The organism is Pseudomonas sp. MYb193, from assembly GCF_002966775.1.
Lineage (GTDB): Bacteria > Pseudomonadota > Gammaproteobacteria > Pseudomonadales > Pseudomonadaceae > Aquipseudomonas > Aquipseudomonas paracarnis.
In genome coordinates, this window is sequence record NZ_CP023269.1 from 5,380,724 (window position 1) to 5,405,020 (window position 24,297).

Consider the following 24,297-nt stretch of genomic DNA (forward strand, 5'->3'; position numbering starts at 1 on the left):
CCAAAGCAGAGCGGCGAGTATAACGGCGAACTGCCGGATGCCGATGCGGGTCTCAAAAACAGCCACTCTTGGGACTGGGAATGCAGTCAAAGGTGGGAGCTGGCTTGCCTGCGATAGCGGTGTGACAGTTGCCGCTGTATTCCCCGAGCCGACGCTATCGCAGGCAAGCCAGCTCCCACATGGGTTCATCGGCGCCTGGCCGATCTGGCTTATAGTCACCCTTAAATATGTTCAGGAGACTTTTTCATGCGTATCGCTTCCCGTGTCATCGGCGGTGTCCTCGCCGTCACCCTGCTGAGCCAACTCACCGCCTGCGGGTCGATTTTCTACCCCGACCGACGTGGCCAGATCGACGGCAAGATCGACCCGACCATCGCGGTACTCGATGCCCTCGGCCTGTTGTTTTATGTGATCCCCGGCCTGATCGCCTTCGGTGTCGACTTCGCCACGGGCGCCATTTACTTCGAACCGGGCAAGACCGCCCAGGTCGCCCCCGAGAAACTGCACGAAGCCATCGGCGCCGACGGCACGGTTGATAACGCCAAGCTGCAAAGCATCATCCAGAAAGAAACCGGCCGCACCTTGCCGCTGGACGACCCACGCCTGATCCAGTTCAAGGGCAGCGTGCAGCAACTGGCGGCCCTGGGCCTGCAGCCTGCCGCGTAAGGACAGCTCATGACCAGCAGCCCCGAACACGCAAGGCTCTTGCGCCTGGCCACCCGCGCCTCGGTGGGCGTGGCCTGTGTGTTGATTGTGACCAAGGCCATCGCCTGGTGGCTCAGCGGCTCGGTGAGCATGCTCGCCGGGCTGACCGACTCACTGCTCGACGGCATCACTTCGCTGTTGAATTTGCTGGCAGTGCATTACGCCCTGCGCCCGGCCGATGACGATCACCGTTATGGGCATGGCAAGGCGGAGTCGCTGGCGGGGATGGCGCAGGCCTTGTTTATCGCCGGCAGTGCGGTGCTGATTGCGCTCCAGGCGTATGAACGGCTCAAGCACCCAGAGCCGGTTGGCGCACCGTGGTTGAGTATCGGCGTGATTATCTTGTCCCTGGCGCTGACCGTGGCTCTGCTGGTGCTGCAACACCGCGTGGTGCGCGAGACCGGCTCCAATGCGGTGCGCGCCGACTCGCTGCATTACCGCTCGGACTTGCTGCTCAATGGCAGCATCCTGATTGCGCTGGTGTTGGCTGGGGTGGGCTTTCATCAGGTCGACGCCTGGTTCGGCCTGGGGATCGCCGCCTACATTCTGTGGAGCGCAATCCAGATCGCCCGGGAAAGCTTTGCGGTGTTGATGGACGAAGAGCTACCGCCGGATGTCAGCCAGCACATGCTCGAACTGGCCCGCGGCGTACCCGGCGTGCTGGGGGCCCACGACTTGCGCACGCGGGTTTCCGGCAACCACTGGTTTGTGCAGTTGCATCTGGAATTGCCGGGGGAGTTGACGCTGTCGGTGGCCCACGGCATCAGCGACCAGGCCGCCGATGCCATCCACCGGGAATATCCGAAGGCCGAAGTGCTGGTGCACGCCGACCCGCGGGAAGTGGTCACCGGCAATAAAACCTAGTACTGCACCTGATACCCACGGCTGCCCAGGCAGTTGCCCTGGGCCTGGCGATAGGTTTGTACTACCGCAGGGTCCGGGGCATAGGTAACGGTGCGCGGGTCGAAGCCACTTTGCTGCACCGCCCAGCGATAACAGTCGTAGCCGTCCTGCTGTACCTGGGCTGGCGATTGGCCGTTGGCCGGGTAAGCCACCACGTCATAACCGTTGCCTTGAGGCGTCGGCGCAGGTGATGGCACCTGCGTCGGTGGTTGTACCACCACGTATTGCTGGGTGCTTTGCTCGTAGGCGTAATAGGCGCCTGCGGCGAGGAACAACAGCGAGCCGCCTACCCACACTTCACGTGCGTAGTCCGGCAGGTAATGCACGCGAATGCCATAGGGCGGCGTCACCACTACGTAGCGTGGGCCTTGGGGTCGGTACCAGTAGCCACCCGAAAAGAAGTAATCCTGGCCACGGTAGGGCACGCGGTAATTGCGATCGGGGAAACGGTCGATGACATATCCAGGGCGATGCTGCGGGCCTGGGCCCCAGCCATTGCCATGCCCGTCGGGACGACCGGGCCAACGGTTATCGTTGGGATGGTCATTGCCCGCACGCGGCCCAGGGCCACCGGCCTCCCAATGCCTGTTGTCATCGTTGCGTCGGGGAATATCACGGTAATAACCCTGGCGCGGCTCCTGGGTCTGGCGCACGGTATCGGGTCGGCCCTGGATCGGCAGGTTATTGGAGGGTTGCGGTTGCGGTGCCGGTCGCCCCGGCTCATGACCTTGAGGCCGGCCTTGCCATGGGCCGCCCTCGTGCTGGCCGCCACGATCACCCTGCGGGTTTTGTGGGCGTGGCTGATTGTGCTCAGGCCGTTGCCCCTGGCCCGGAGAGTTATCGCGTTCGTCGGCTATCGCCTGGGAGCTGACGCTGACCACCAGCAAACCAACACCTGCCATACGCCAGATGCGCTTCATGCTTTTCCTCACTGCGGATTGGGGCTTGATCATGAGACTGGAAAAGCCTCGCCCGGTTCTGAGACAGGTTATCAGTCACGAGAACTATTTTCTGAAGGCAAAACGCGCACAAAGAAAAAGGGGTGACCCGTCGGCCACCCCTTGAGAATTTCGTCCGTGCTCAACGCTTTTGACGTTGGCTCACCTCACGCCGTCTTGTGGACAGTGTGCAGCCTGGAGGCCGGCTCAACCCTGCTGGGGCGGCGGCCGCAACGGGCCTGATTGGGCGCGCTGCTGTGGACTGTTGTCCAGGCGGTGATTCTGTTGGTAATCATAGGCGTGCCGGGCGGGCAGAGGATTGCGAAGATTGCGTCAATAAACAGTGCTTGCGCAATTTTTAACCCTTCATGGATAATTCACCGCAATAGTTACGACAAAGGCCAACCCAATGAGCAAGCTTGACCGATACGACCTGAGTATTCTGGCGGAATTGCAGCGCGACGCGAGGATCTCCAACCAGGAGCTGGCCGAACGCATCGGCCTGTCGCCTTCGCCCTGCTCACGCCGGGTCAAGCAATTGGAAGACGACGGCTACATCGCCCGCCAGGTCGCCCTGCTCGACCGCAAGATGCTCGGCCTGAGCCTTACGGCCTACGTGCTGATCGGCATGGACCGTCACACGCCGGAACGCTTCGAGAATTTCGAAGCCGCCATCCGCACCCTGCCGCAAGTGCTGGAGTGCAGTTTGGTGACCGGGATGGATGCGGACTACCAGTTGAAGGTGGTAGTGCCGGACATGGATCACTATCAGAAATTGCTGCTGGGGCATCTGACCCGGATCGAAGGGGTGACCAGCGTGCGGTCCAGCTTTGTGCTGAATCAGGTATTGAACAGCACCGAACTGCCCCTAACCCACCTGCGCACCTGAGAACAACGATGCTCAACGGTGGGAGCTGGCTTGCCTGCGATGGCGGCGGGCCAGTTTGCTTCACGATCACTGACAGACCGCTATCGCAGGCAAGCCAGCTCCCACAGTTTGACCGCGTACGACTCAGGTCAATGTTGCGTCTGTGACGCTGCCGTATACTGCTCGCTTGTCTTGTCGGAAGAGCCCCATGAACAACATCGACCCCGCCCTGTTTGAAGAATGGATGATGACCGGCCTGGTCACTATCCTCATCATTTTCATGGGTTTCATCGTCTGGGACCTGGCGAAGAAATCCAAGGCCGGGCGCTTTGGTTCGTTCATCCTGTTTTTCGTGCTGGGCCTGGGCGTGGCGGCGTTTATCATCAAGAGCGTGGTGATCGGCCTGATTGAATCCGGCGCTTTATAGGCGCGCCGGCACTGCCTTCCACTGGCCTTGATCCAAGCCGTCGATCGACCACTCACCAATACGCACGCGCACCAGGCGCAGTGTCGGCAAGCCTACCGCCGCGGTCATGCGCCGTACCTGGCGGTTACGCCCTTCGCGAATCACCAATTCCAGCCAGTGGGTGGGCACGCTTTTACGAAAACGTACCGGCGGGTTGCGCGGCCATAATGCCGGCTCATCCAGTTGCCGCGCCTCGGCCGGCAGGGTCATGCCGTCGTTGAGCTCCACGCCTTCGCGCAGGCGTTGCAGCTGCTCTTCGGTGGGTTCACCTTCTACCTGCACCCAGTAGGTTTTCGCCAGTTTGTGCTTGGGGTCGGCGATGCGCGCTTGTAGCTGACCATCGTTGGTCAACAGCAGCAGGCCCTCGCTGTCACGGTCCAGGCGCCCCGCCGGGTAAATGCCGGGGATATCAATAAAGTCCTTGAGGGTCGCGCGCCCACCTTCGTCGCTGAACTGGGTCAGCACATCGAAGGGTTTATTGAACAGGATCAACTTGGGCTCGGCCGGTGGCGCCTTGGCAACGCGGCGAGCGGCAGAGTGCGGTGGTTTCACGCCAGGGCGGCGTGAATCGGGACGGCTGGGACGGGACATGGCAAAGGAACATCTAACGGTCAGGACCGACAATGCTAGTGGCCTGACCGCTAAATGACCATCCCAACCGCTTAGCGGAACGGCGGCTCGTCGAAGCTGCGCAGTTTGCGCGAGTGCAGGGAGTTGAGTTCGGTGCGCAACAGGTCGACCGCCTCGATGCCGATCTTCAAGTGCTGGCTGACCGCGCGCTCATAGAACGCGTTGGCCGAACCCGGCAGCTTGATCTCGCTGTGCAAGGGTTTGTCCGATACGCACAACAAGGTGCCGTAAGGCACGCGCAAACGGTAACCTTGGGCGGCGATGGTGCCGCTTTCCATGTCCACGGCCACGGCACGGGACAGGTTGATCAGCGGCCGCTCCTGGGCCCAGCGCAGTTCCCAGTTCCGGTCGTCATAGGTCAGCACGGTGCCGGTGCGCAGGCGTTTTTTCAGCTCTTCGCCTTTTTCGCCAGTGACCTTGGCCGCCGCCTGCTGAAGCGCCAACTGCACTTCGGCCAGGGCCGGAATAGGGATGTTCGGCGGTACTACACGGTCGAGAATTCCGTCGCGGCGCATATAGGCGTGGGCCAGTACGTAGTCGCCGATGGTCTGGGATTGGCGCAGGCCGCCGCAGTGGCCGATCATCAGCCAGCAATGCGGGCGCAATACAGCCAAGTGGTCGGTGATGTTCTTGGCGTTGGACGGGCCCACGCCGATGTTCACTAGGGTCACGCCGTGGCCGTCACTGGCTTGCAGGTGATACGCCGGCATCTGGTAGCGGTGCCAGACCACGCCGGCGGCAATGGCCGAGGCTTCGCCGTGGTCCATGCTCTTGTCGATCACCACGTTGCCGGGCAGCACCATACGGATAAACCGCGGGTCGCTGCGCAGTTGCTCCAGGCCATGCAGGATGAACTGGTCCACGTAGCGGTGGTAGTTGGTCAGCAAGATCCACGGCTGCACATGGCGCCAGTCGCTGCCGGTGTAATGCACAAGGCGACGCAGGGAAAAGTCCACGCGGGCGGCATCAAACAGGGCCAGGGGCAGCGGGTCGGTGTTTTCCCAGTCGTACAGGCCATCGGCAATGCCGTCGGTGGCGGCGGACAGGTCGGTACTGGGGAATACACGAGCCAGGGTCGCGGCGGTGACGCCGGAGCCGGCCAGTTCATCACCCTGCTCCACCACATAGGGGTACGGGATGTTCTGCTGGCTGACGCCCACTTCCACGGTCACGGTGAAGTCGTGCATCAGCGGCACCAGTTGCTCCAGCAGGTACTTACGGAACGCGGCCGGGTGGGTCACGGTGACGCTGTAGGTACCCGGCAGTTGCACCTTGGCATACGCCCGAGTGGTCTGTGGGACTTCGCCGTGGCAGTGGTAGGTCAGGCGCAGTTCCGGGTAGCGAAACAGTGCGCGTTGAGCGGCGTCGGGTTCGACGCGGTCCTTGAGGTATTGCTTGAGCGCTTGGTTGAGCGCGCCAGTCGCACGCTCATGCAGCGCCGCCAGCCGGTCCACGGCTTCTTCGGCGGTTTTAACGACAACAAAAGCTTCGGTCACGGTAAGCATCCTGTGTTCTGACTTGCAGGCCTTTATCTTGCCTGTATCCAGGCCTCACCGAAACACCAGAAGTGGAATGCGTTGATAGGTGGGAGCTGGCTTGCCTGCGATAGCGGTCTATCAGCCACATAATTGCTGGCTGGACCACCGCTATCGCAGGCAAGCCAGCTCCCACACTTGATTGTGTTTATTCAGAGGGATTGTGGGGTTGAGCGGGCGACAATAGCTTGCACATCCACCCCGCGCGGCAAGGCGCCATATACCCGCCCCGACGACTCACCCAACCGACTGGCGATAAACCCGTCGCTCACCGCCGCATTGCCCGCCTCCAGCAACAACTTGGCCTGCAACGCCAGGGCAATGTCCTCGGTCAGTTGCCGCGCGCGGTACTGGATGTCCTGGGTATCCATAAACGCCGACTTCAGTTGCTCGATATGCCGCGCCACCTGCTTGTGGCCGTGGCCATCGCCCAGCTCGACAAACAGCGCCTCCAGTACCCCCGGCTCTTTGGACAGTGCACGCAATACGTCCAGGCACTGCACATTGCCGGAACCTTCCCACGTCGAATTCACCGGTGCCTCACGGTAAAGGCGCGGCAGGATGCTGTCCTCCACATAGCCAGCACCGCCCATGCATTCGGCAGCTTCGTTGATCATCGCCGGCGCGCGCTTGCATATCCAATACTTGCCCACGGCTGTGACCAGCCGGGCGAACTTGGCTTCATGTTCATCATCAAGCTGATCCAGGGCGCGCCCCATGCGCAGGCTCAAGGCCAGGGCCGCTTCGCTTTCCAGGGCCAGGTCGGCCAGCACGTTCTGCATCAGCGGCTGCTCGCTGAGCACGCGGCCACCCACCTGGCGATGGGCGCAGTGATGGCTGGCCTGGGTCAGCGCCTGGCGCATCAAGGCGCTGGAGCCGACCATGCAATCGAAGCGGGTCATGGCGACCATTTCGATGATGGTGGGAACGCCGCGGCCTTCTTCACCGACCATCCACGCCAGGGCACCGCGAAACTCCACTTCGCTGGACGCGTTGGAGCAGTTGCCGAGTTTGTTCTTCAAGCGCTGGATGTAGAACTCGTTGCGCGTGTCGTCCGGGCGGTGCCGGGGCAGCAAAAAACAGGTCAGGCCCTTGTCGGTCTGGGCCAGGGTCAGGAAGCCATCGCACATCGGTGCCGAGCAGAACCATTTATGCCCCACCAGTTCGTAGGCTTGGCCGGGGCCACCCGCGCCCACGGGGTAAGCGCGAGTGGTGTTGGCGCGTACGTCGGTGCCGCCCTGCTTCTCGGTCATGGCCATGCCGATAGTGGCGCCGGCCTTGTGGGCGATGCCGACATTGCGTGGGTCGTAGTGGGTATTGAGCACTTTAGGCAGCCAGAGGTCCGCCAGCGCAGGTTGCAGGCGCAGGGCCGGAACGCAGGCGAAGGTCATGGTCAGCGGGCAGCCGCTGCCGGCTTCGGCCTGGCTATGCAGGTAGGTCATCGCCGCACGCGCCACATGGGCGCCAGGCTGCGGATGGGCCCAGGGCAGCGACGGCAGGCCATGCTCGACGGCGGTGCGCATCAGCTCGTGATAAGCCGGGTGAAACTCCACCAGGTCGATGCGATGGCCGTAACGGTCATGGCTACTGAACACCGGTTTGTTCTGGTTGGCCAGGAACCCGGCTGCCATCAACGGCCCACCCGCCAGCGCGCCGTAGGCATCAATTCGCGCTTGGGCCCAACCGGCGCCAAAGCGGCGTGACCATTCCTGCAAAGGCAAGTCGATGCGATACAGGTTGGTGCCGTCCAGGGACGGTGGCTGGTTGGTGACGTCGTGGGTTTCGGCAAACTGATGCAGGTTCATGACGGGCCTCCTGGAAAAAAGGCCGCATGAAAAGTGACCTTCAATTCAGTTAAGCACCGTACAGGGCCTTAAAAAAGTGGCATACGCGCCGAATGCTCGGCGCTTTCCCCCTCATCCACATACAGTACGCTGCGCTCAAGCGCCGCCTGCAAGGCGTCGAAACGCACCGGTTTGGCCAGTCGGTCCGTCATGCCAATACCATGGCAGCGCTCACGCTCCGGCCCATTGGGCGATGTACTCAGGGCGATCACCGGCAATTCACCGCAGCCGGGCAATGCGCGAATCTGGCAGCACAACGAAAAGCCACCCTCTGGCACATCCAGCAGCACGGCGTCGAAGCTGTGCCCCTGCAATGCAGCGAGCGCCGCCGGGCCGCTGTCCACGGTTTTGACCCGGTAACCGAGCTTGAGCAACATGCCACGCACCGCCAACTGGCCCACGCTGTTGTCGTCCACCAACAGCACCGTGCACTCCTGAGGCGCACGCTGTGCAGGCAGCGTTTGCGTGGCGGGCGTCACCTGCTGCGGCACCGCGCTGACGTCCACTTCCAACTGGAAGCGGCTGCCTTTACGGGGCTCCGAATGATGGGTCAGGCGCCCGCCCAGCAGTTCGATCAACTGCCGGCAAATCGCCAGGCCAATGCCCAGGCCGCCGTATTCACGCGTCATCGAGCCGTCCAACTGAAAGAAACGCTGATACAACGTGGCCTCATCGAGAAAGGCAAAGCCGATACCGGTGTCGGTGACGATAAAGCTGAGGTGCAAAGCGTGACCCCCTTGCGGCACACCCACCACACGCAAACGCACCGCGCCGACGTGGGTGAATTTGAACGCATTGTCGAGCAGGCAATCCAGGCACTGACGCAACTTTTGGGCATCGCCGATGAGCCGGTCTGGCAGCTCATCCGCGACGTCAATGGAGAACGCCAGGCCCTTGGCCTGGGCGCTGCCGATGAACTGCTGGCGCAAGGTATCGAGCTCGCCGCGCAGGCTGAACACCTGCGGCTGGGCCACCAGGCGACCGGCCTGCAACTCGGTGAGGGTGAGGATGCCGTTGACCATGCGCATCATGTCCCGCGCCGAGCCGGCGGCGGTTTGCTGGTACTGCGTCAGGTCATCGTCCAAAGGCACGGTTTGCATCAGTTCCAAAGAGCCGATCACACCGTTCATCGGCGTGCGCAATTCGTGGGTCAGGGTGGCGAGAAATTCGTCTTTAAGGCGATTGCTGCGAGCCAACTGCTGGTTGAGCGCTTCCAGCTTCTGGCTGGCATCGAGGAGAATCTGCGCCTGCTGTTCGCGCATGCCGTTGATGCGGTCAGCCAGGGCCAGGGACAACAGCGCCACTTCAATGGCTGAGCCGAGCTGGCTGGCGTACATGGTCAGGAACACGTTAGGCAGGTAACCCAGCACCATCAGGGTATTGATCACCCCGCCGAGCAGGAAGGCCGACCAGGCGATGATGAAATAACGCGCCATGCGCTGCCCGCAATACCAGGCCTTGATGGCCGCCACGAAGATGGTCACGGTAAACACCAGCGCCAGCGCAGTGGCCAGGCGCAGGGCCACGGCGTAACTGGTCAACAGCGCCAGTGCCATCACCAACCCGCCACAGGCCGCCAGCGCCAGCAGGATGCGGTTGAGCCAGCGGCTGTGCTGCGCGGTGTGCAGGAAACTGCGCGCGAACAGGCTGCCGAACAAAGCCGCCGAGCCGATCAGGAAGGGAACTGCCGCATTCGCCCACCTGGGGTTGTTCGGCCAGAAGTACTCCACCGCAACGCCATTGACCGACAGCTGATACAAGCCGAACGAAGCGATATAGAAGATGTAATAGAGGTAGCTGGTGTCGCGTACGCTCAGGTAGATGAACAGGTTGTAGATCAGCATGCCCAGCAACACACCGTAGATGGCGCCGAGCACGTACAAACGCAACGGTTGCTCTTCCATGTAGGCGGTGCCTGCCCACAACGTCAGCGGTGCCTGGATCGAGCCTTGGCTTTGCAAGCGCAGGTAGACAGTTTGTTGCTGGTCGGGCAAGAAGCTGAGCTTGAACAAGTAGTTGCTCTGGCTCACCTCACGGCTGGAAAACGGCAATGCGCTACCGGTGCGGGCGGTGAGGCGGTAGTGGCCGGTGCCGTCGTTCTGGTAGAGGTCCAGGCGATTGAGCGGCGGGTAGGCCAGTTCCAGAAACCAGGTGCGTGGTGCGCGGGGATCTTTGGCGGTGTAGTGCAGGTTGACCTTCAGCCAGAACACCGAGCGTGAATAGCCGGCATTGAGCGTGTCTTTGTCGTGGGTCTTGAATTGGGCGGTATAGGCGGGGGAACTGACATCGGCGATGGTGAGGGTATCGGTTGGGTCTTCGAGCACTTGCATGACCCGGCCCAACGGGAGGCTGCGCGTGTCCTGGTTGAACTCGACAGCGCCGGCGAGCATCGGTAGCCCGCACAATATAAACATCAGCAAATAGCGCATAGAGCCCCAGCGTAGCCTGGTCCGGTTGTGTCAAAAGCCCCCCATTCCTTTTGAGAAGACGTACACCGGCGATACAGTAAGTTATTGGGATGCACTTTAGCATAGCCAGTAAAAGCCATTAGCCACTGCCGGAACTTTTTTTAGAACAGCTCTAGCGCAATGCTTTCAGACCACTGCGTTGCAGCGTTCGGCCACGCAAAGCGACGCTGCAGCAGCAAACTTCTGCCATCGTCAGGCAGCCACGCAAAAAGCGTTTGGTGGTAAGCTCGCGCACCATGAATATCTACAGTTCTCGCCCCGTTGTCCTCTGTCTCTCCGGCCACGACCCCAGTGGTGGCGCCGGCCTGCAGGCAGATATCGAAGCCCTGCTCGCCCAGGGTTGCCACGCGGCCCCGGCCGTCACCGCGCTGACCGTGCAGAACACCGTCAATGTCAGTGATTTCCGTGTGCTTGACCGTGAGTGGGTACTGGCCCAGGCCAATGCCGTGCTCGGCGACTCTGAAGTCGCGGCGGTCAAGCTGGGCATGCTCGGCTCCACCGCGATGGTCGACACCGTGGTCGAACTGCTGCAGGCGCACCCGCATTTGCCGGTGGTCTGCGACCCGGTGCTGCGCGCCGGCGGCGGCGGTAGCCTGGGCAAGGACGAGGTCGGTTATGCGATGCGCGAGCGGCTGCTGCCCCTGTCATTGATCGCCACCCCCAACCTGCCAGAAGCGCGCATCCTCGCGGAACTGCCCGACGGCAGCGCCGACGACTGCGCCGAGAAGCTGCTGCCGTACATCAAGCACCTGCTCATCACCGGCGGCCATGGCGATGAGCACGAAGTGCACAACCGCCTGTACAGCCGCGACGGCACGCGCCAGACCTTTACCTGCCAGCGCTTGCCCGGCAGTTATCACGGCTCCGGTTGCACCTTGGCCAGTGCGCTGGCCGGGCGCATTGCCCAGGGTGAAGGCCTGGCCAGCGCCGTGCAATCGGCCCTCAACTACACGTGGCGTACCCTGCGTGATGCCGAACAACTCGGCCAGGGCCAGTTCGTGCCGCGCCGATTGCCGCTGGATTTCTGCTCGTAACTTATCGCTCGTCAGCAAGGGGTTTGCCCGATGAAACTACGCGGCCTTTACGCCATTACCGACAGCCAGCTGTTGGCCGGCAAATTCCTCGCCTACGTCGAGGCGGCGCTGGACGGTGGCGTCACCCTGTTGCAGTACCGCGACAAAAGCAGCGACGAGGCACGGCGCCTGCGTGAAGCCGAAAAGCTGTACGAACTGTGCTCGCGCTACAAGACCCAGTTGATCATCAACGACGATGCCGAACTGGCCGCGCGCCTGGGCGTCGGCGTGCACCTGGGCCAGACCGACGGCCCGCTGACCTCGGCCCGGGCATTGCTCGGCGCCAAGGCGATCATCGGCGCCACCTGTCACAGCCAGATCGAACTGGCCGAACAGGCCGCCAAAGAAGGCGCCAGCTACGTGGCCTTCGGCCGCTTCTTTAATTCCACGACCAAACCCGGCGCACCTGCCGCCACCGTTGACATGCTGGCCCAGGCCCGCAAGCGCCTGCACCTGCCGATCTGCGTGATCGGCGGCGTCACCCTGGAAAACGCCGAACCGCTGGTGGCCCACGGGGCCGACCTGCTCGCCGTGGTCCATGGCCTGTTCGGTGCCGACAGCACCCAGGAAGTCACTCGCCGCGCCCGTGCGTTCAACGACCTACTTAAATCTTCAGTTTAGAGAGCCCGATCATGTCCCGTTCCGAAACCCTGTTTGCCAACGCCCAGAAGCACATCCCCGGCGGTGTGAACTCCCCCGTGCGTGCGTTCAAGAGCGTGGGCGGCACGCCGTTGTTCTTCAAGCATGCCGAAGGCGCCTACGTCACCGATGAAGACGACAAGCGCTATGTCGACTATGTCGGCTCCTGGGGCCCGATGATCCTCGGCCACAGCCATCCAGACGTGCTGGACGCGGTGCGCCAGCAACTGCAGCACGGCTTGTCCTACGGCGCCCCGACCGCGATGGAAACCGAGATGGCCGACCTGGTCTGCTCGATCGTGCCGTCGATGGAAATGGTGCGCATGGTCAGCTCCGGCACCGAAGCCACCATGAGCGCGATCCGCCTGGCCCGTGGTTACACCGGCCGCGACAACATCATCAAGTTCGAAGGTTGCTACCACGGCCACTCCGACAGCCTGCTGGTAAAAGCCGGCTCCGGCGCGCTGACCCAAGGCGTACCCAATTCCGCTGGCGTACCTGCGGCGTTCGCCAAGCACACCCTGACCTTGCCGTTCAACGACATCGCGGCCGTCGAGCAGATGCTCAGCGAAGTCGGCCAGGACGTTGCCTGCATCATCGTCGAGCCAGTCGCCGGCAACATGAACTGCGTTCCACCGGCCCCGGGTTTCCTTGAGGGCCTGCGCGAGCAGTGCGACAAGCATGGCGTGGTGCTGATTTTTGACGAAGTGATGACCGGTTTCCGGGTCGCCCTCGGTGGCGCCCAGGCTTACTACGGCATCACGCCAGACCTGAGCACCTTCGGCAAGATCATCGGCGGCGGTATGCCGGTAGGCTGCTTCGGCGGCAAGCGCGAGATCATGCAACACATCGCCCCGCTCGGCCCGGTATACCAGGCAGGCACCTTGTCGGGTAACCCGCTGGCAATGGCCGCCGGCCTGACCACCCTGCGCCTGATCAGCCGCCCGGGCTTCCACGCCGAGCTGACCGACTACACCACCCGCCTGCTCGACGGCCTGCAACAGCGCGCCGATGCCGCCGGCATCCCGTTTGTGACCACCCAGGCCGGTGGCATGTTCGGCCTGTACTTCAGCGGCGCCGACGATATCGTCACCTTCGATGACGTGATGGGCAGCGATGCCGAGCTGTTCAAGCGCTTCTTCCACCTGATGCTCGAAGGCGGCGTGTACCTGGCACCGAGCGCCTTTGAAGCCGGCTTCACTTCGATCGCCCATGGCGAAGCCGAACTGAAATTGACCCTGGATGCTGCCGAGCGCGCGTTCGCGGCCCTGAAATAAGTGACGGCAACCTCTGGCGTTGCCCCTGGCAGCGTCAGATTTGCTACTTTGCTTACAGAGAATTCCTGGTTTTTTCGAGAATTGCCCTGCAATCCGGCAGATAACTTGCCCAAGCAGCAGAAAAACGAGTAAAGACTTTGTAAGCAGAGGCCTGCTTATTTCATAATGCGCGCTTATTGGACTCCCTCGAGGGTCCGCGCGCCCCGTCAGAGGTAAGTCGATTCCCATGAAACGCACCGGCCGCACCCTGGTTCTGGGCTGCCTGTTGCTCCTTCAACCGCTACTGGCACATGCCCAGGCCGGCGGCAACTCGTTGTTAATCCCAGCGATGGGTCGTTGCACCCTCAATACCCAGCCAGAGAGCCAGGCCGAAGCCCTGAGCACGTGCCAGAAACAGGCCGAGGAAGGGGATGCGCAAGCGCAATACGAGTTGGGCGAGTACTACCACGACAGCAAGAACCCGGCCGTTGATCTCAACAAAGCGTTGAGCTACTTCGAGAAAGCCTCGTTGCAGGGCCACGCCCAGGCGCAATACCAGTTGGGCAACATGTTCTTCAAAGGCGAAGGCGTGCCGGCCAACAACGTCCAGGCGTACATCGTGCTGAAAATGGCCGCGGTCAACGGCGCCGAAGACGCACTGGACACTGCCGACGAAGTCGCCGAGCACATGCAGCGCGATGAACTGGAAGTGGCAACCCAGGTGCTGGGGCAGATTTTCCGCAACTACCTGCAAGAATTGCAGAGTGCTGATGGGCGTTCGCCTTTCTCACCCCTTCCCTGATTTTTTGTAGACCTTACATCGCTATCGCAGGCAAGCCAGCTCCCACAGTTGACTGCATTCCAGCATTGAAACGCGGTCGAGTGTGGGAGCTGGCTTGCCTGCGATAGGCACACCTCGGTCTAAAGCCCTACTTCTCAGGCATCGGCATCGGAAACGGCATCACATTGCTCATGCCCCGAGCCTCACTGATCTTCGGCGTCCCCAGGCGCTCGACTTCATCGATGCGCACAATCGAATGCATCGGCACAAAGCTGCGTACCACACCTTCGAACTGGGCCTTGAGCTTTTCTTCGCCCGGATCGACCACCAACTGGGTGCGCTCGCCAAAGACGAACTCTTCCACCTCCAGGAAGCCCCACAGATCACTTTGATAGATCTGCTTGGCGTACATTTCGAACACCTGGCCCTGGTTGAGGAAAATCACCTTATAGATTGGAGCTTCACGTTTGGTCATGGTGGGCGAACAACACATGGGGATATAAAAGAGGGCGCGAACTATAGCATGGCACCCGATGCACAGCGCTAGGAACCAATGGGCATGCCCCCTATAATGCGCGGTTCTTTACCACCAGTTGACGATTCCCATGGCCAAGAAGCTTTACATCGAAACCCACGGTTGCCAGATGAACGAGTACGACAGCTCGCGCATGGTCGACTTGCTGGGCGAACACCAGGCCCTGGAAGTCACTGCCCGCGCCGAAGATGCCGACGTGATCCTGCTCAATACCTGCTCGATCCGCGAGCGGGCCCAGGACCGTGTGTATTCGCAGTTGGGCCGCTGGCGCGAATTGAAACTGGCCAACCCGGACATGGTGATCGCCGTCGGCGGTTGCGTGGCCAGCCAGGAAGGCGCCGCGATCCGCGACCGCGCGCCCTATGTCGATGTGGTGTTCGGCCCGCAAACCCTGCACCGTCTGCCAGAGATGATCGACGCCGCACGCATCACCAAGCTGCCGCAAGTCGACGTGTCGTTCCCCGAAATCGAAAAATTCGACCATCTGCCCGAACCGCGTATCGATGGGCCGAGCGCCTATGTGTCGGTGATGGAGGGCTGCAGCAAGTACTGCACCTTCTGCGTAGTGCCTTACACCCGTGGCGAAGAAGTCAGCCGGCCGTTTGACGATGTGCTGTCGGAAATCATCCACCTGGCTGAAAACGGCGTGCGCGAAGTCACCCTGCTGGGCCAGAACGTCAACGGCTACCGTGGCCAGACCGATGACGGCCGCCTGGCCGACCTGGCGGAACTAATCCGCGTGGTCGCCGCCGTCGATGGCATCGAGCGCATCCGCTACACCACCTCGCACCCGCTGGAGTTTTCCGACAGCCTGATCCAGGCCCACGCCGAAGTACCAGAGCTGGTCAAGCACCTGCACTTGCCGGTGCAATCGGGTTCGGACCGCATTCTCTCGGCGATGAAGCGCAACCACACCGCACTGGAATACAAATCCAAACTGCGCAAACTGCGCGCCGCCGTGCCGGGCATCTGCATCAGTTCGGACTTTATCGTCGGCTTCCCGGGCGAAACCGAGAAAGACTTCCAGCAGACCATGAAGCTGATCGAAGACGTGGGTTTCGACTTCTCCTACTCGTTCGTCTACAGCCAGCGCCCAGGCACCCCGGCTGCCGACCTGCTGGATGAAACCCCGGAGGCGTTGAAAAAAGAGCGTTTGAACGCGCTGCAACATCGCCTCAATCAGCAGGGCTTCGAAATCAGCCGACAAATGGTCGGTTCGATCCAGCGCATTCTGGTGACCGATTATTCGAAGAAAGACCCGGGTGAACTGCAGGGTCGTACCGAGAACAACCGAATCGTCAACTTCCGCTGCGACAATCCCACGCTGATCGGCCAGTTTGCCGATGTGCACATTGATGCGGCGCAGCCACACTCGTTGCGCGGCTCGTTGATCAACTGATCTCGCTGACCGGATGAAGATCAAAATGTGGGAGCGGGCTTGCCTGCGATAGCGATGTATCAGTGCCCAATGTGCCAACTGACCCACCGCTATCGCAGGCAAGCCAGCTCCCACAGGGGTTCTTCAGGGTTATCGAGAGTGGGGCCAGGCTATTTAAGTGCTTTCGCACACCAGCGCCTGGCGTTATTCTCTCTCTCACCTCATCAGCCAAAGGGCGGCTAAAAGCAACCTTGAACGCACCCATAGCAGAACCCCATCGTTTTATCCTCGAACCTTTTGAGGCTCGCCGTTTCGCCAACCTGTGCGGACAGTTCGACGAGCACCTGCGCCTGATCGAACAACGCCTGAGCATCGAGATCCGCAACCGCGGCAATCAGTTCGAGCTCATTGGTGAACCCCAACACACCACGTCTGCAGAAAACCTGCTGCGCCGTCTCTACCGCGAAACCAAGGGTAGCGAGCTGTCGCCGGAGACCGTGCACCTGTACCTGCAGGAGTCGGCTGTGGAAGACCTGGCCAATAACCCGGTGGCCGAAGCCAGCGTGGCCTTGCGTACCAAAAAAGGCATGATTCGCCCACGCGGCTTGAATCAGCAGAAGTACGTCAAGGAAATCCTGGGCAACGACATCAACTTCGGCATCGGCCCGGCCGGTACCGGCAAGACCTACCTCGCAGTGGCCTGCGCCGTCGACGCCCTGGAGCGCGAGCAAGTGCGGCGCATCCTGCTGGTGCGCCCAGCGGTCGAGGCCGGCGAAAAGCTCGGTTTCCTGCCCGGCGACCTGGCCCAGAAGATCGACCCGTACCTGCGCCCGCTCTACGACGCGCTGTACGAGATGCTCGGTTTTGAATACGTGGCCAAGCTGATCGAGCGCCAGGTGATCGAGATCGCCCCGCTGGCCTACATGCGTGGCCGTACGCTCAACAACAGCTTCATCATTCTCGACGAAAGCCAGAACACCACCGTCGAGCAGATGAAGATGTTCCTCACCCGTATCGGTTTCGGCTCCACTGCCGTGATCACGGGCGACATCACCCAGGTCGACCTGCCCAAGGGCACCAAGTCGGGCCTGGGCCAGGTGATCGAGGTGCTCAAGGACGTGCCGGGTATCAGCTTCACGCACTTCATGCCCAAGGACGTGGTGCGCCACCCGCTGGTGCAGCGCATTGTCGAAGCCTATGAGCGTTTCGAACACCGCGACGACGCGCCCGCCAAGGACGCTCGCCACGATGCTTGAGCTAGACCTGCAGCTGGCCACCGAAGCGCCCGCCCCCAGCGAAGCCCAGTTCCGCCAATGGTGTGAACTGGCTTTGCGCCAGCGCACCGCTGACTCGGAGCTGACCATTCGTCTGGTGGACGAGGCCGAAGGCCGTGAGCTGAACCACACCTGGCGCCAGAAAGACTATGCGACCAACGTGCTGTCCTTCCCCGCCGACGTGCCCGACGAATTGCTGGATATCCCGCTGCTGGGCGACCTGGTGATCTGCGTCGCGGTAGTCGAGCGAGAAGCGGCGGAACAAGGCAAGGAACTTGAGGCCCATTGGGCCCATCTAGTCATCCACGGCTGCTTGCATCTCTTGGGTTACGACCATATAGACGATGACGAAGCCGAGGAAATGGAAGCACTGGAACGAACGTTGCTTGCAGAACTGGGTCACCGCGACCCATATGCAGACGACGAAAGCTGATCAACACTCAACTGTCATATCAAAGGATTTAGAGTAATCGCTATGAGCGAAGACCGATCGAGCAACGGGCAGAAGTCATGGCTGGGTAAACTGACCCAGGCTTTTGCCCACGAGCCGAAAAACCGCCAGGAGCTCTTGGAGCTGCTGCGCGATGCACACCAGAACAAGTTGCTGGACAGCGAAGCGCTGGCCATCGTCGAGGGCGCCATCCAGGTGGCTGACCTGCAAGTACGTGACATCATGGTCCCGCGCTCGCAGATGATCAGCATCAAGGCGACCCAGACCCCACGGGAATTCCTCCCGGCCGTGATCGACTCGGCGCATTCGCGCTACCCGGTGATCGGTGAAAGCCATGACGACGTCATGGGTGTCCTGCTGGCCAAGGACCTGCTGCCGTTGATCCTCAAGGAGAATGGCGACAGCTTCAACATCAAGGACCTGCTGCGCCCGGCCACCTTCGTGCCCGAGTCCAAGCGCCTGAATGTGCTGCTGCGCGAGTTCCGCGCCAACCACAATCACATGGCCATTGTGATTGACGAATACGGCGGCGTGGCCGGCCTGGTCACCATCGAGGACGTGCTGGAGCAGATCGTCGGCGACATCGAAGACGAGCACGACGTCGAAGAAGACAGCTACATCAAGCCGCTGCCCAGCGGTGACTTCCTGATCAAGGCGCTGACGCCCATTGAGAACTTCAACGAGTTCTTCGACAGCGAGTTTTCGGACGATGAGTTCGACACCGTCGGCGGCCTGGTGATGAGTGCGTTCGGGCACCTGCCCAAGCGTAATGAAACCACCGAGATCGGCGCCTATCGCTTCCGCATCCTCAATGCTGATAGCCGTCGTATCCATCTGATCCGTTTGACACCCATCGCCCGCTAAGGACTGACATGCGCCGTCTCACCTCACCCGGCTGGCCCGGTAACTTGCTGGCCGTGGTGGCCGGCGCCATCACAACCCTGGCGCTGGCGCCGTTCGATATCTGGCCGTTGGCGCTGGTAGCGGTCGGCCTGTTCTATATCGGCCTGCGGGAGCTGACACCCCGCCAGGCCCTGGGCCGTGGCTGGTGTTTCGGCTTCGGCCTGTTTGGTGCCGGCACCAGCTGGATCTACTACAGCATCCACCACTTCGGCGGCGCTTCGGTGCTGCTGGCGGGGTTTCTGATGCTGCTGTTCACCGCCGCCATCGCCTGGTTCTTTGCCCTGCCCGCCTGGCTATGGGCGGGCTGGTTGCGCCGTAACGAAGCACCACTGGCGGATGCATTGACGTTCGCCGCGTTGTGGGTCGGCCAGGAAGCCTTTCGTGGCTGGTTCCTTACCGGCTTCCCGTGGTTGTACTCCGGTTACAGTCAACTCGATGGGCCGTTGACCGGCCTCGCGCCATTGGGTGGGATGTGGCTGATTTCCTTCGCCCTCGCGCTCACTGCCGCATTGCTGTGCAACCTGCCGCGCCTGCTGGCCAGCAAGCGCAATGCCTTCATCGGCGCGGGCCTGTTATTGCTGGTTGCGCCCTGGGCGATTGGCCTGGCACTCAAGCATCACGCCTGGACATCACCGTCTGGTGCGCCCCTGAGCGTGGCTGCGATTCAGGGCAACGTCGAGCAAAGCATGAAGTGGGACCCGGACCAGCTCAATGCACAGTTGGCGCTGTACCGCGACATGAGCCTGAGTTCCAAGCGCGTCGACCTGCTGGTCTGGCCGGAAACTGCCGTGCCGGTGCTCAAGGAGTCCGTGGAGGGCTACCTGGGCATGATGGGCAAGTTTGCCGCCGACCGGGACAGCGCGTTGATCACCGGGGTACCGATTCGCCAGGAAGTGCACCACCAGAAGCGCTACTTCAACGGCATCACCGTGGTCGGCGAAGGCGACGGCACCTACCTCAAGCAAAAACTGGTGCCGTTTGGCGAGTACGTGCCGCTGCAGGACATGCTGCGCGGGCTGATTGCCTTCTTCGACCTGCCCATGTCGGACTTCGCCCGCGGCCCTTCTGACCAGGCCATGCTGCAGGCCAAGGGTTATCAGATTGCGCCGTTCATTTGCTATGAAGTGGTGTACCCCGAATTCGCCGCCGGCCTGTCGGCCCAGAGCGACCTGCTGCTGACCATCAGCAACGACACCTGGTTTGGCCGCTCCATCGGCCCGCTGCAGCACCTGCAAATGGCGCAGATGCGTGCCCTGGAAGCTGGCCGCTGGATGATCCGCGCCACCAACAACGGCGTGACCGGGCTGATCAATCCGTTTGGGCAGATCACCGCGCAGATCCCGCAGTTCGAGCGTGGCATTCTCTATGGAGAGGTGGTGCCGATGCATAACCTTACGCCGTACCTGCAATGGCGTTCGTGGCCGTTGATCATTGTGTGTGTGCTGCTCTTTGGCTGGGCGCTGTTGGCGGCTCGGATGGCCAAAACGGTCTGACCTGTGGGAGCTGGCTTGCCTGCTCCCACAATTGATCTCCTGTGTTACACCTATCGGTAGAACAACCGATACCCCACCTGCCCCACCGCTTCATTGATCAACTGCCCGCTTTGCCACACCGCCTTGACCTCCGGCATCCAGCCACCCAGCGGTCGGCCATGGTCGACACCCAAAAAACCCACCGGCCCCGGCACCACGGTGAAGCCGGCCTTTTCAAAACTCCACACCGAACGCGGCATGTGCCAGGCCTGGGTCACTACCACTACACGCTTGAAGCCTTGCGGCAACAAAATCTCGGCGCTCATCTGGGCGTTTTCCCAGGTAGTGCGGCTGCGCTCTTCTTTCCAGCGCACGGTGACACCGAAGTCATCCTGCATCGACACGACCATCAGCTCGGCCTCACTGGGCGGCGTGCCGTAGTGCAAGCCGCCGCTGGTCAGCACTGGCAAACCGGATGCCTTGGCCAGCCGCGCGGCAAAACGCTCACGTTCCAGGCCAATACCGGTGGGCTGGTCGCTGCCCCACGCGATATCTCCACGCTCGCGCCCCGAGCCCAGCACCACAATCGCATCGGCACGCTGGGCCAGGGTGGCCCAGTCTTCCCGGGCCAAAGGCGGCTCTGTCTCCAGCGCACGGGCACCCCATTGCACCATCACTGGCAGGCTGATCAACCACATCCCGCCCAGCCCGAGGGCAAAGCACAAGCCCGCCAGGCGCGGACGGCTGCGGCGAAACCACCAGGCACACGCCAACAACAGCAGAAAAATACCGGGAGGCAACAACAGTTGTTTAATGAAGTAACGAAAAGGCATCGGGCATCTCCAAAGATGCCCGAAGCCTAGATGCATCGGGGTTTTGCAACAATCCTTACCGACAACATTTTGATAATGCTAACGGATAACGCGGGGCTCACTTGCACCGCACGGACCGGAAGTTCTCTGGCCCGCGGCCGGTCGCCAGGTCTTTGAGCCAGATGACCTTGGCCGAATGAGCAGGCGGGGAAGCCTGCCCATGGGGGGCGCGGTTGTGATTCAACGCCAGATAGTTCTTGATCAATTCAAGCTCCGCCTGGCTCAAGCCTCGCAACTCCAGCTCCAGAGGCCGTTCATCACGCAATCGGCCTGCGGTTCTTGCGGCATCCAATGCCCGACCCAAACGGTCGATCAATCCTTCATACAACTGCGGTTTCGTTAAAGTTCGCTGCGATTCAACCATCCCCTCACCTCATTGAAGAAATACTTGCTCCCCACTAAACAGCGTAGCCCCCGTTGCTGCGCCTGCCCGGTGCCGCGACAGACGGCCCTTGGCGCGCAATCAGGGTTTCCCTCGATAGAGTGGGGTCATGTATGCTACGGCGCTTCCTGTAACTCCACTTCCCGCAGGGTTTGGGCACGGACGCGCCGCTTCTTGGTGTCGAACAACCCGGACAGTGCACCGAAGAGGATTAGGCCACCCCTATCCAGTTCAAAAGTAGCCATGCACGAACAATATCAGCCCCGTGAAATAGAAAATGCCGCCCAAACCTTCTGGGACGAGCAAAAGTCCTTTGAAGTCAGTGAACAGCCAGGCAAGGAGACTTACTACTGCCTATCGATGTTCCCTTACCCCAGCGGCAAGCTACACATGGGGCACGTGCGCAACTACACCATCGGCGACGTGATTTCGCGCTACCAGCGCATGCTCGGCAAGAACGTGTTGCAACCCATGGGTTGGGACGCCTTCGGCATGCCGGCAGAAAACGCCGCGATGAAAAACAACGTGGCGCCCGCCAAGTGGACCTACGAAAACATCGCCTACATGAAGACCCAGCTGCGCAGCCTGGGCCTGGCGGTGGACTGGTCCCGCGAGGTCACCACCTGCAAGCCGGATTACTACCGCTGGGAACAATGGCTGTTCACGCGCCTGTTCGAAAAAGGTGTGATCTACAAAAAAAGCGGCACCGTGAACTGGGACCCGATCGACCAGACCGTACTGGCCAACGAACAGGTCATCGACGGTCGCGGCTGGCGTTCCGGCGCGCTGATCGAGAAGCGCGAAATCCCGATGTACTACTTCAAGATCACCGCCTACGCGGATGAACTGTTGTCGAGCCTTGACGATCTGCCGGGCTGGCCTGAACAGGTCAAGACCATGCAGCGCAACTGGATCGGCAAATCCAAGGGCATGGAAGTGCAGTTCCCGTACAACGTCGACTCCATCGGCGAAGCCGGCGCACTCAAGGTGTTCACCACCCGCCCCGACACCCTGATGGGCGCGACCTACGTCGCCGTGGCCGCCGAACACCCGCTGGCCACCCAGGCCGCACAGAACAACCCTGAGCTGCAGGCGTTCATCGCTGAATGCAAAGGCGGCAGCGTGGCCGAAGCCGACGTCGCCACCCAGGAGAAAAAAGGCCTGCCAACCGGCCTGTTCGTCGAGCACCCGTTGACCGGCGAGAAACTGCCGGTTTGGGTCGCCAACTACGTATTGATGCACTACGGCGATGGCGCCGTCATGGCCGTGCCGGCCCACGACGAGCGCGATTTCGAATTCGCCACCAAGTACAGCCTGCCTATCAAGTCGGTCGTGCGCACCAGCTCGGGTGATACCAACCCCGCTCCGTGGCAAGACGCCTACGGCGAGCACGGCACGCTGATCAACTCCGGCGAATTCGACGGCCTGGACTTCCAGGGCGCGTTCGACGCCATGGAAGTCGCGCTGATCAAGAAAAACCTCGGTGCCTCGCGCACCCAGTTCCGTCTGCGTGACTGGGGCATCAGCCGCCAGCGCTACTGGGGTTGCCCGATCCCGATCATCCACTGCCAAACCTGCGGCGACGTGCCGGTACCGGAAGACCAACTGCCGGTCGTGCTGCCAGAAGACGTGGTGCCGGATGGTGCTGGCTCGCCGTTGGCGCGCATGCCCGAGTTCTACGAGTGCAGCTGCCCTAAATGCGGCGCGCCGGCCAAGCGTGAAACCGACACCATGGACACCTTCGTCGAGTCCTCGTGGTATTACGCTCGTTATGCCTCACCGCACTATGAAGGCGGCCTGGTGGAGAAATCCGCAGCCGACCATTGGTTGCCAGTGGATCAGTACATCGGTGGCATCGAACACGCCATCCTCCACCTGCTGTACGCGCGTTTCTTCCACAAGCTGATGCGTGACGAAGGCCTGGTGAGCTCCGATGAGCCATTCAAGAACCTGCTGACCCAGGGCATGGTGATCGCCGACACTTACTATCGCCGCGAAGCCAACGGCGCCTACACCTGGTTCAACCCGGCGGATGTCGAGCTTGAGCGTGACAGCAAGGCCAAGGTCATCAGCGCCAAGTTGAAAGCCGACGGCCTGCCGGTGGAAATCGGTGGCACCGAGAAGATGGCCAAATCCAAGAACAACGGCGTCGACCCACAGTCGATGATCGATCAGTTCGGCGCCGACACCTGCCGCCTGTTCATGATGTTCGCCTCGCCGCCTGACATGAGCGCCGAATGGTCCGACTCGGGCGTCGAAGGCTCGCACCGTTTCCTCAAGCGTGTCTGGCGCCTGGCCCACGCTCATGTCAGCCAGGGCCTGCCGGGCAAGCTGGATATCGGCGCGTTGAACGACGAGCAGAAAGCCGTTCGCCGCAGCATCCACCTGGCTATCCGCCAGGCCAGCCAGGACGTTGGGCAGAACCACAAATTCAACACCGCCATCGCCCAGGTGATGACGCTGATGAACGTGTTGGAAAAAGCCTCGCAGGCGACCGAACAAGATCGTGCGCTGATCCAGGAAGGCCTGGAAACAGTTACCCTGTTGCTCGCGCCGATCACGCCGCACATCAGCCATGAACTGTGGAGCCGTCTGGGCCACAGCGGTGCCGTCATCGATGCCGCCTGGCCGGTGCAGGATGACAGCGCCCTGGTACAAGACACGCTGCAACTGGTCATCCAGGTTAACGGTAAACTGCGTGGCCAGATCGACATGCCGGCCAGCGCCAGCCGTGAAGAGGTTGAAGCAGCTGCACGTATCAATGAGAACGTGCTGCGCTTTACCGAAGGTCTGACCATCCGCAAGGTGATCGTGGTGCCCGGCAAACTGGTCAATATCGTCGCCAGCTAAATCGGATCGGGCGCGGGGCTTGGCCCCGCGCCGAACTAAACCTTTAGGGCCCGATAAGGCCCACCTGGTTTCAA

General features: G+C 61.5%; 22 protein-coding genes. 14 read left to right on the forward strand and 8 right to left on the reverse strand.

Annotation, left to right across the window (positions count from 1 at the left end; translation table 11 throughout):
- The first annotated feature begins 246 nt into the window (after positions 1–246).
- Together CLM72_RS24580 and CLM72_RS24585 are read left to right on the forward strand one after the other, a co-directional pair.
- Complete coding sequence (locus tag CLM72_RS24580; protein WP_003194410.1) at positions 247–666, forward strand: hypothetical protein; 420 nt, start codon at positions 247–249, stop codon at positions 664–666.
- Between the two features lie 9 nt (positions 667–675).
- A complete protein-coding gene (locus tag CLM72_RS24585; RefSeq protein WP_105228627.1) occupies positions 676–1,569 on the forward strand; it encodes a cation diffusion facilitator family transporter in 894 nt (297 codons plus the stop codon).
- Here the strand turns inward: CLM72_RS24585 and CLM72_RS24590 are convergent.
- Positions 1,566–2,528 (reverse strand): DUF6515 family protein, encoded by a 963-nt coding sequence (locus CLM72_RS24590; protein WP_105228629.1) that lies wholly within the window; start codon positions 2,526–2,528, stop codon positions 1,566–1,568. The two genes, CLM72_RS24585 and CLM72_RS24590, sit on opposite strands and share 4 nt — an antisense overlap.
- A 427-nt stretch (positions 2,529–2,955) precedes the next feature.
- Here CLM72_RS24590 and CLM72_RS24595 point away from each other — a divergent pair, with 427 nt between their 5' ends.
- Both CLM72_RS24595 and CLM72_RS24600 read left to right on the forward strand, forming a co-directional pair.
- Complete coding sequence (locus tag CLM72_RS24595; RefSeq protein ID WP_003194418.1) at positions 2,956–3,435, forward strand: Lrp/AsnC family transcriptional regulator; 480 nt, start codon at positions 2,956–2,958, stop codon at positions 3,433–3,435.
- A gap of 196 nt (positions 3,436–3,631) precedes the next feature.
- The gene (locus tag CLM72_RS24600; protein WP_025999909.1) at positions 3,632–3,841 is read left to right on the forward strand and encodes a DUF2788 domain-containing protein; all 210 of its coding nucleotides are present in this window, start codon (positions 3,632–3,634) and stop codon (positions 3,839–3,841) included.
- On the opposite strand, the gene CLM72_RS24605 is transcribed toward CLM72_RS24600, so the two are convergent.
- The 4 genes from CLM72_RS24605 to CLM72_RS24620 all read right to left on the reverse strand — a co-directional run bounded on the left by CLM72_RS24605 (position 3,836) and on the right by CLM72_RS24620 (position 10,318).
- Positions 3,836–4,471 (reverse strand): pseudouridine synthase, encoded by a 636-nt coding sequence (locus CLM72_RS24605; RefSeq protein ID WP_105228631.1) that lies wholly within the window; start codon positions 4,469–4,471, stop codon positions 3,836–3,838. The genes CLM72_RS24600 and CLM72_RS24605 overlap by 6 nt on opposite strands.
- Before the next feature lie 71 nt (positions 4,472–4,542).
- The gene (gene amn, locus CLM72_RS24610; protein ID WP_168220185.1) at positions 4,543–6,015 is read right to left on the reverse strand and encodes an AMP nucleosidase; all 1,473 of its coding nucleotides are present in this window, start codon (positions 6,013–6,015) and stop codon (positions 4,543–4,545) included.
- Between the two features lie 182 nt (positions 6,016–6,197).
- Entirely contained in the window at positions 6,198–7,850 is a 1,653-nt protein-coding gene (locus CLM72_RS24615) for an acyl-CoA dehydrogenase family protein (protein WP_105228635.1), read from the reverse strand.
- Between the two features lie 68 nt (positions 7,851–7,918).
- Positions 7,919–10,318 carry a hybrid sensor histidine kinase/response regulator gene (locus CLM72_RS24620; protein ID WP_105228637.1) on the reverse strand — a complete coding sequence of 800 codons (2,400 nt, stop codon included), beginning with the start codon at positions 10,316–10,318 and terminating at the stop codon, positions 7,919–7,921.
- Between the two features lie 275 nt (positions 10,319–10,593).
- Between CLM72_RS24620 and CLM72_RS24625 the strand changes: the two genes are divergently transcribed.
- The 4 genes from CLM72_RS24625 (at position 10,594) to CLM72_RS24640 (ending at position 14,127) form a co-directional block, all read left to right on the forward strand.
- Entirely contained in the window at positions 10,594–11,391 is a 798-nt protein-coding gene (locus CLM72_RS24625; protein ID WP_060764047.1) for a hydroxymethylpyrimidine/phosphomethylpyrimidine kinase, read from the forward strand.
- A 30-nt stretch (positions 11,392–11,421) separates the two neighbouring features.
- Positions 11,422–12,051 carry a thiamine phosphate synthase gene (gene thiE / locus CLM72_RS24630; RefSeq protein ID WP_014720063.1) on the forward strand — a complete coding sequence of 210 codons (630 nt, stop codon included), beginning with the start codon at positions 11,422–11,424 and terminating at the stop codon, positions 12,049–12,051.
- Positions 12,052–12,062: 11 nt separating this feature from the next.
- A complete protein-coding gene (gene hemL / locus CLM72_RS24635) occupies positions 12,063–13,346 on the forward strand; it encodes a glutamate-1-semialdehyde 2,1-aminomutase (RefSeq protein WP_105228639.1) in 1,284 nt (427 codons plus the stop codon).
- 226 nt (positions 13,347–13,572) lie between these two features.
- On the forward strand, positions 13,573–14,127 hold the full coding sequence (locus CLM72_RS24640) for a tetratricopeptide repeat protein (protein WP_105228641.1): 555 nt from the start codon (positions 13,573–13,575) through the stop codon (positions 14,125–14,127).
- 127 nt (positions 14,128–14,254) lie between these two features.
- On the opposite strand, the gene CLM72_RS24645 is transcribed toward CLM72_RS24640, so the two are convergent.
- The gene (locus CLM72_RS24645) at positions 14,255–14,581 is read right to left on the reverse strand and encodes a DUF1820 family protein (RefSeq protein ID WP_003215457.1); all 327 of its coding nucleotides are present in this window, start codon (positions 14,579–14,581) and stop codon (positions 14,255–14,257) included.
- Positions 14,582–14,711: 130 nt separating this feature from the next.
- Between CLM72_RS24645 and miaB the strand changes: the two genes are divergently transcribed.
- The 5 genes from miaB (at position 14,712) to lnt (ending at position 20,140) form a co-directional block, all read left to right on the forward strand.
- The gene (gene miaB / locus CLM72_RS24650; protein ID WP_014720071.1) at positions 14,712–16,040 is read left to right on the forward strand and encodes a tRNA (N6-isopentenyl adenosine(37)-C2)-methylthiotransferase MiaB; all 1,329 of its coding nucleotides are present in this window, start codon (positions 14,712–14,714) and stop codon (positions 16,038–16,040) included.
- A gap of 230 nt (positions 16,041–16,270) precedes the next feature.
- A complete protein-coding gene (locus CLM72_RS24655) occupies positions 16,271–17,275 on the forward strand; it encodes a PhoH family protein (protein WP_019818064.1) in 1,005 nt (334 codons plus the stop codon).
- On the forward strand, positions 17,268–17,726 hold the full coding sequence (ybeY, locus tag CLM72_RS24660; protein WP_105228643.1) for an rRNA maturation RNase YbeY: 459 nt from the start codon (positions 17,268–17,270) through the stop codon (positions 17,724–17,726). Before CLM72_RS24655 ends, ybeY begins: the two co-directional genes overlap by 8 nt.
- A 42-nt stretch (positions 17,727–17,768) precedes the next feature.
- Positions 17,769–18,608 (forward strand): HlyC/CorC family transporter, encoded by an 840-nt coding sequence (locus CLM72_RS24665; protein WP_003194444.1) that lies wholly within the window; start codon positions 17,769–17,771, stop codon positions 18,606–18,608.
- Between the two features lie 8 nt (positions 18,609–18,616).
- Positions 18,617–20,140, forward strand: a complete 1,524-nt coding sequence (lnt, locus tag CLM72_RS24670) for an apolipoprotein N-acyltransferase (RefSeq protein WP_105228645.1) — start codon at positions 18,617–18,619, stop codon at positions 20,138–20,140.
- A 50-nt stretch (positions 20,141–20,190) separates the two neighbouring features.
- On the opposite strand, the gene CLM72_RS24675 is transcribed toward lnt, so the two are convergent.
- On the reverse strand, positions 20,191–20,952 hold the full coding sequence (locus CLM72_RS24675) for a YdcF family protein (RefSeq protein ID WP_105228647.1): 762 nt from the start codon (positions 20,950–20,952) through the stop codon (positions 20,191–20,193).
- Between the two features lie 97 nt (positions 20,953–21,049).
- Positions 21,050–21,355 carry a hypothetical protein gene (locus tag CLM72_RS24680; protein WP_105228649.1) on the reverse strand — a complete coding sequence of 102 codons (306 nt, stop codon included), beginning with the start codon at positions 21,353–21,355 and terminating at the stop codon, positions 21,050–21,052.
- 261 nt (positions 21,356–21,616) lie between these two features.
- Here CLM72_RS24680 and leuS point away from each other — a divergent pair, with 261 nt between their 5' ends.
- Positions 21,617–24,223, forward strand: a complete 2,607-nt coding sequence (leuS, locus tag CLM72_RS24685) for a leucine--tRNA ligase (RefSeq protein WP_003194453.1) — start codon at positions 21,617–21,619, stop codon at positions 24,221–24,223.
- The last annotated feature ends 74 nt before the right edge of the window (positions 24,224–24,297 follow it).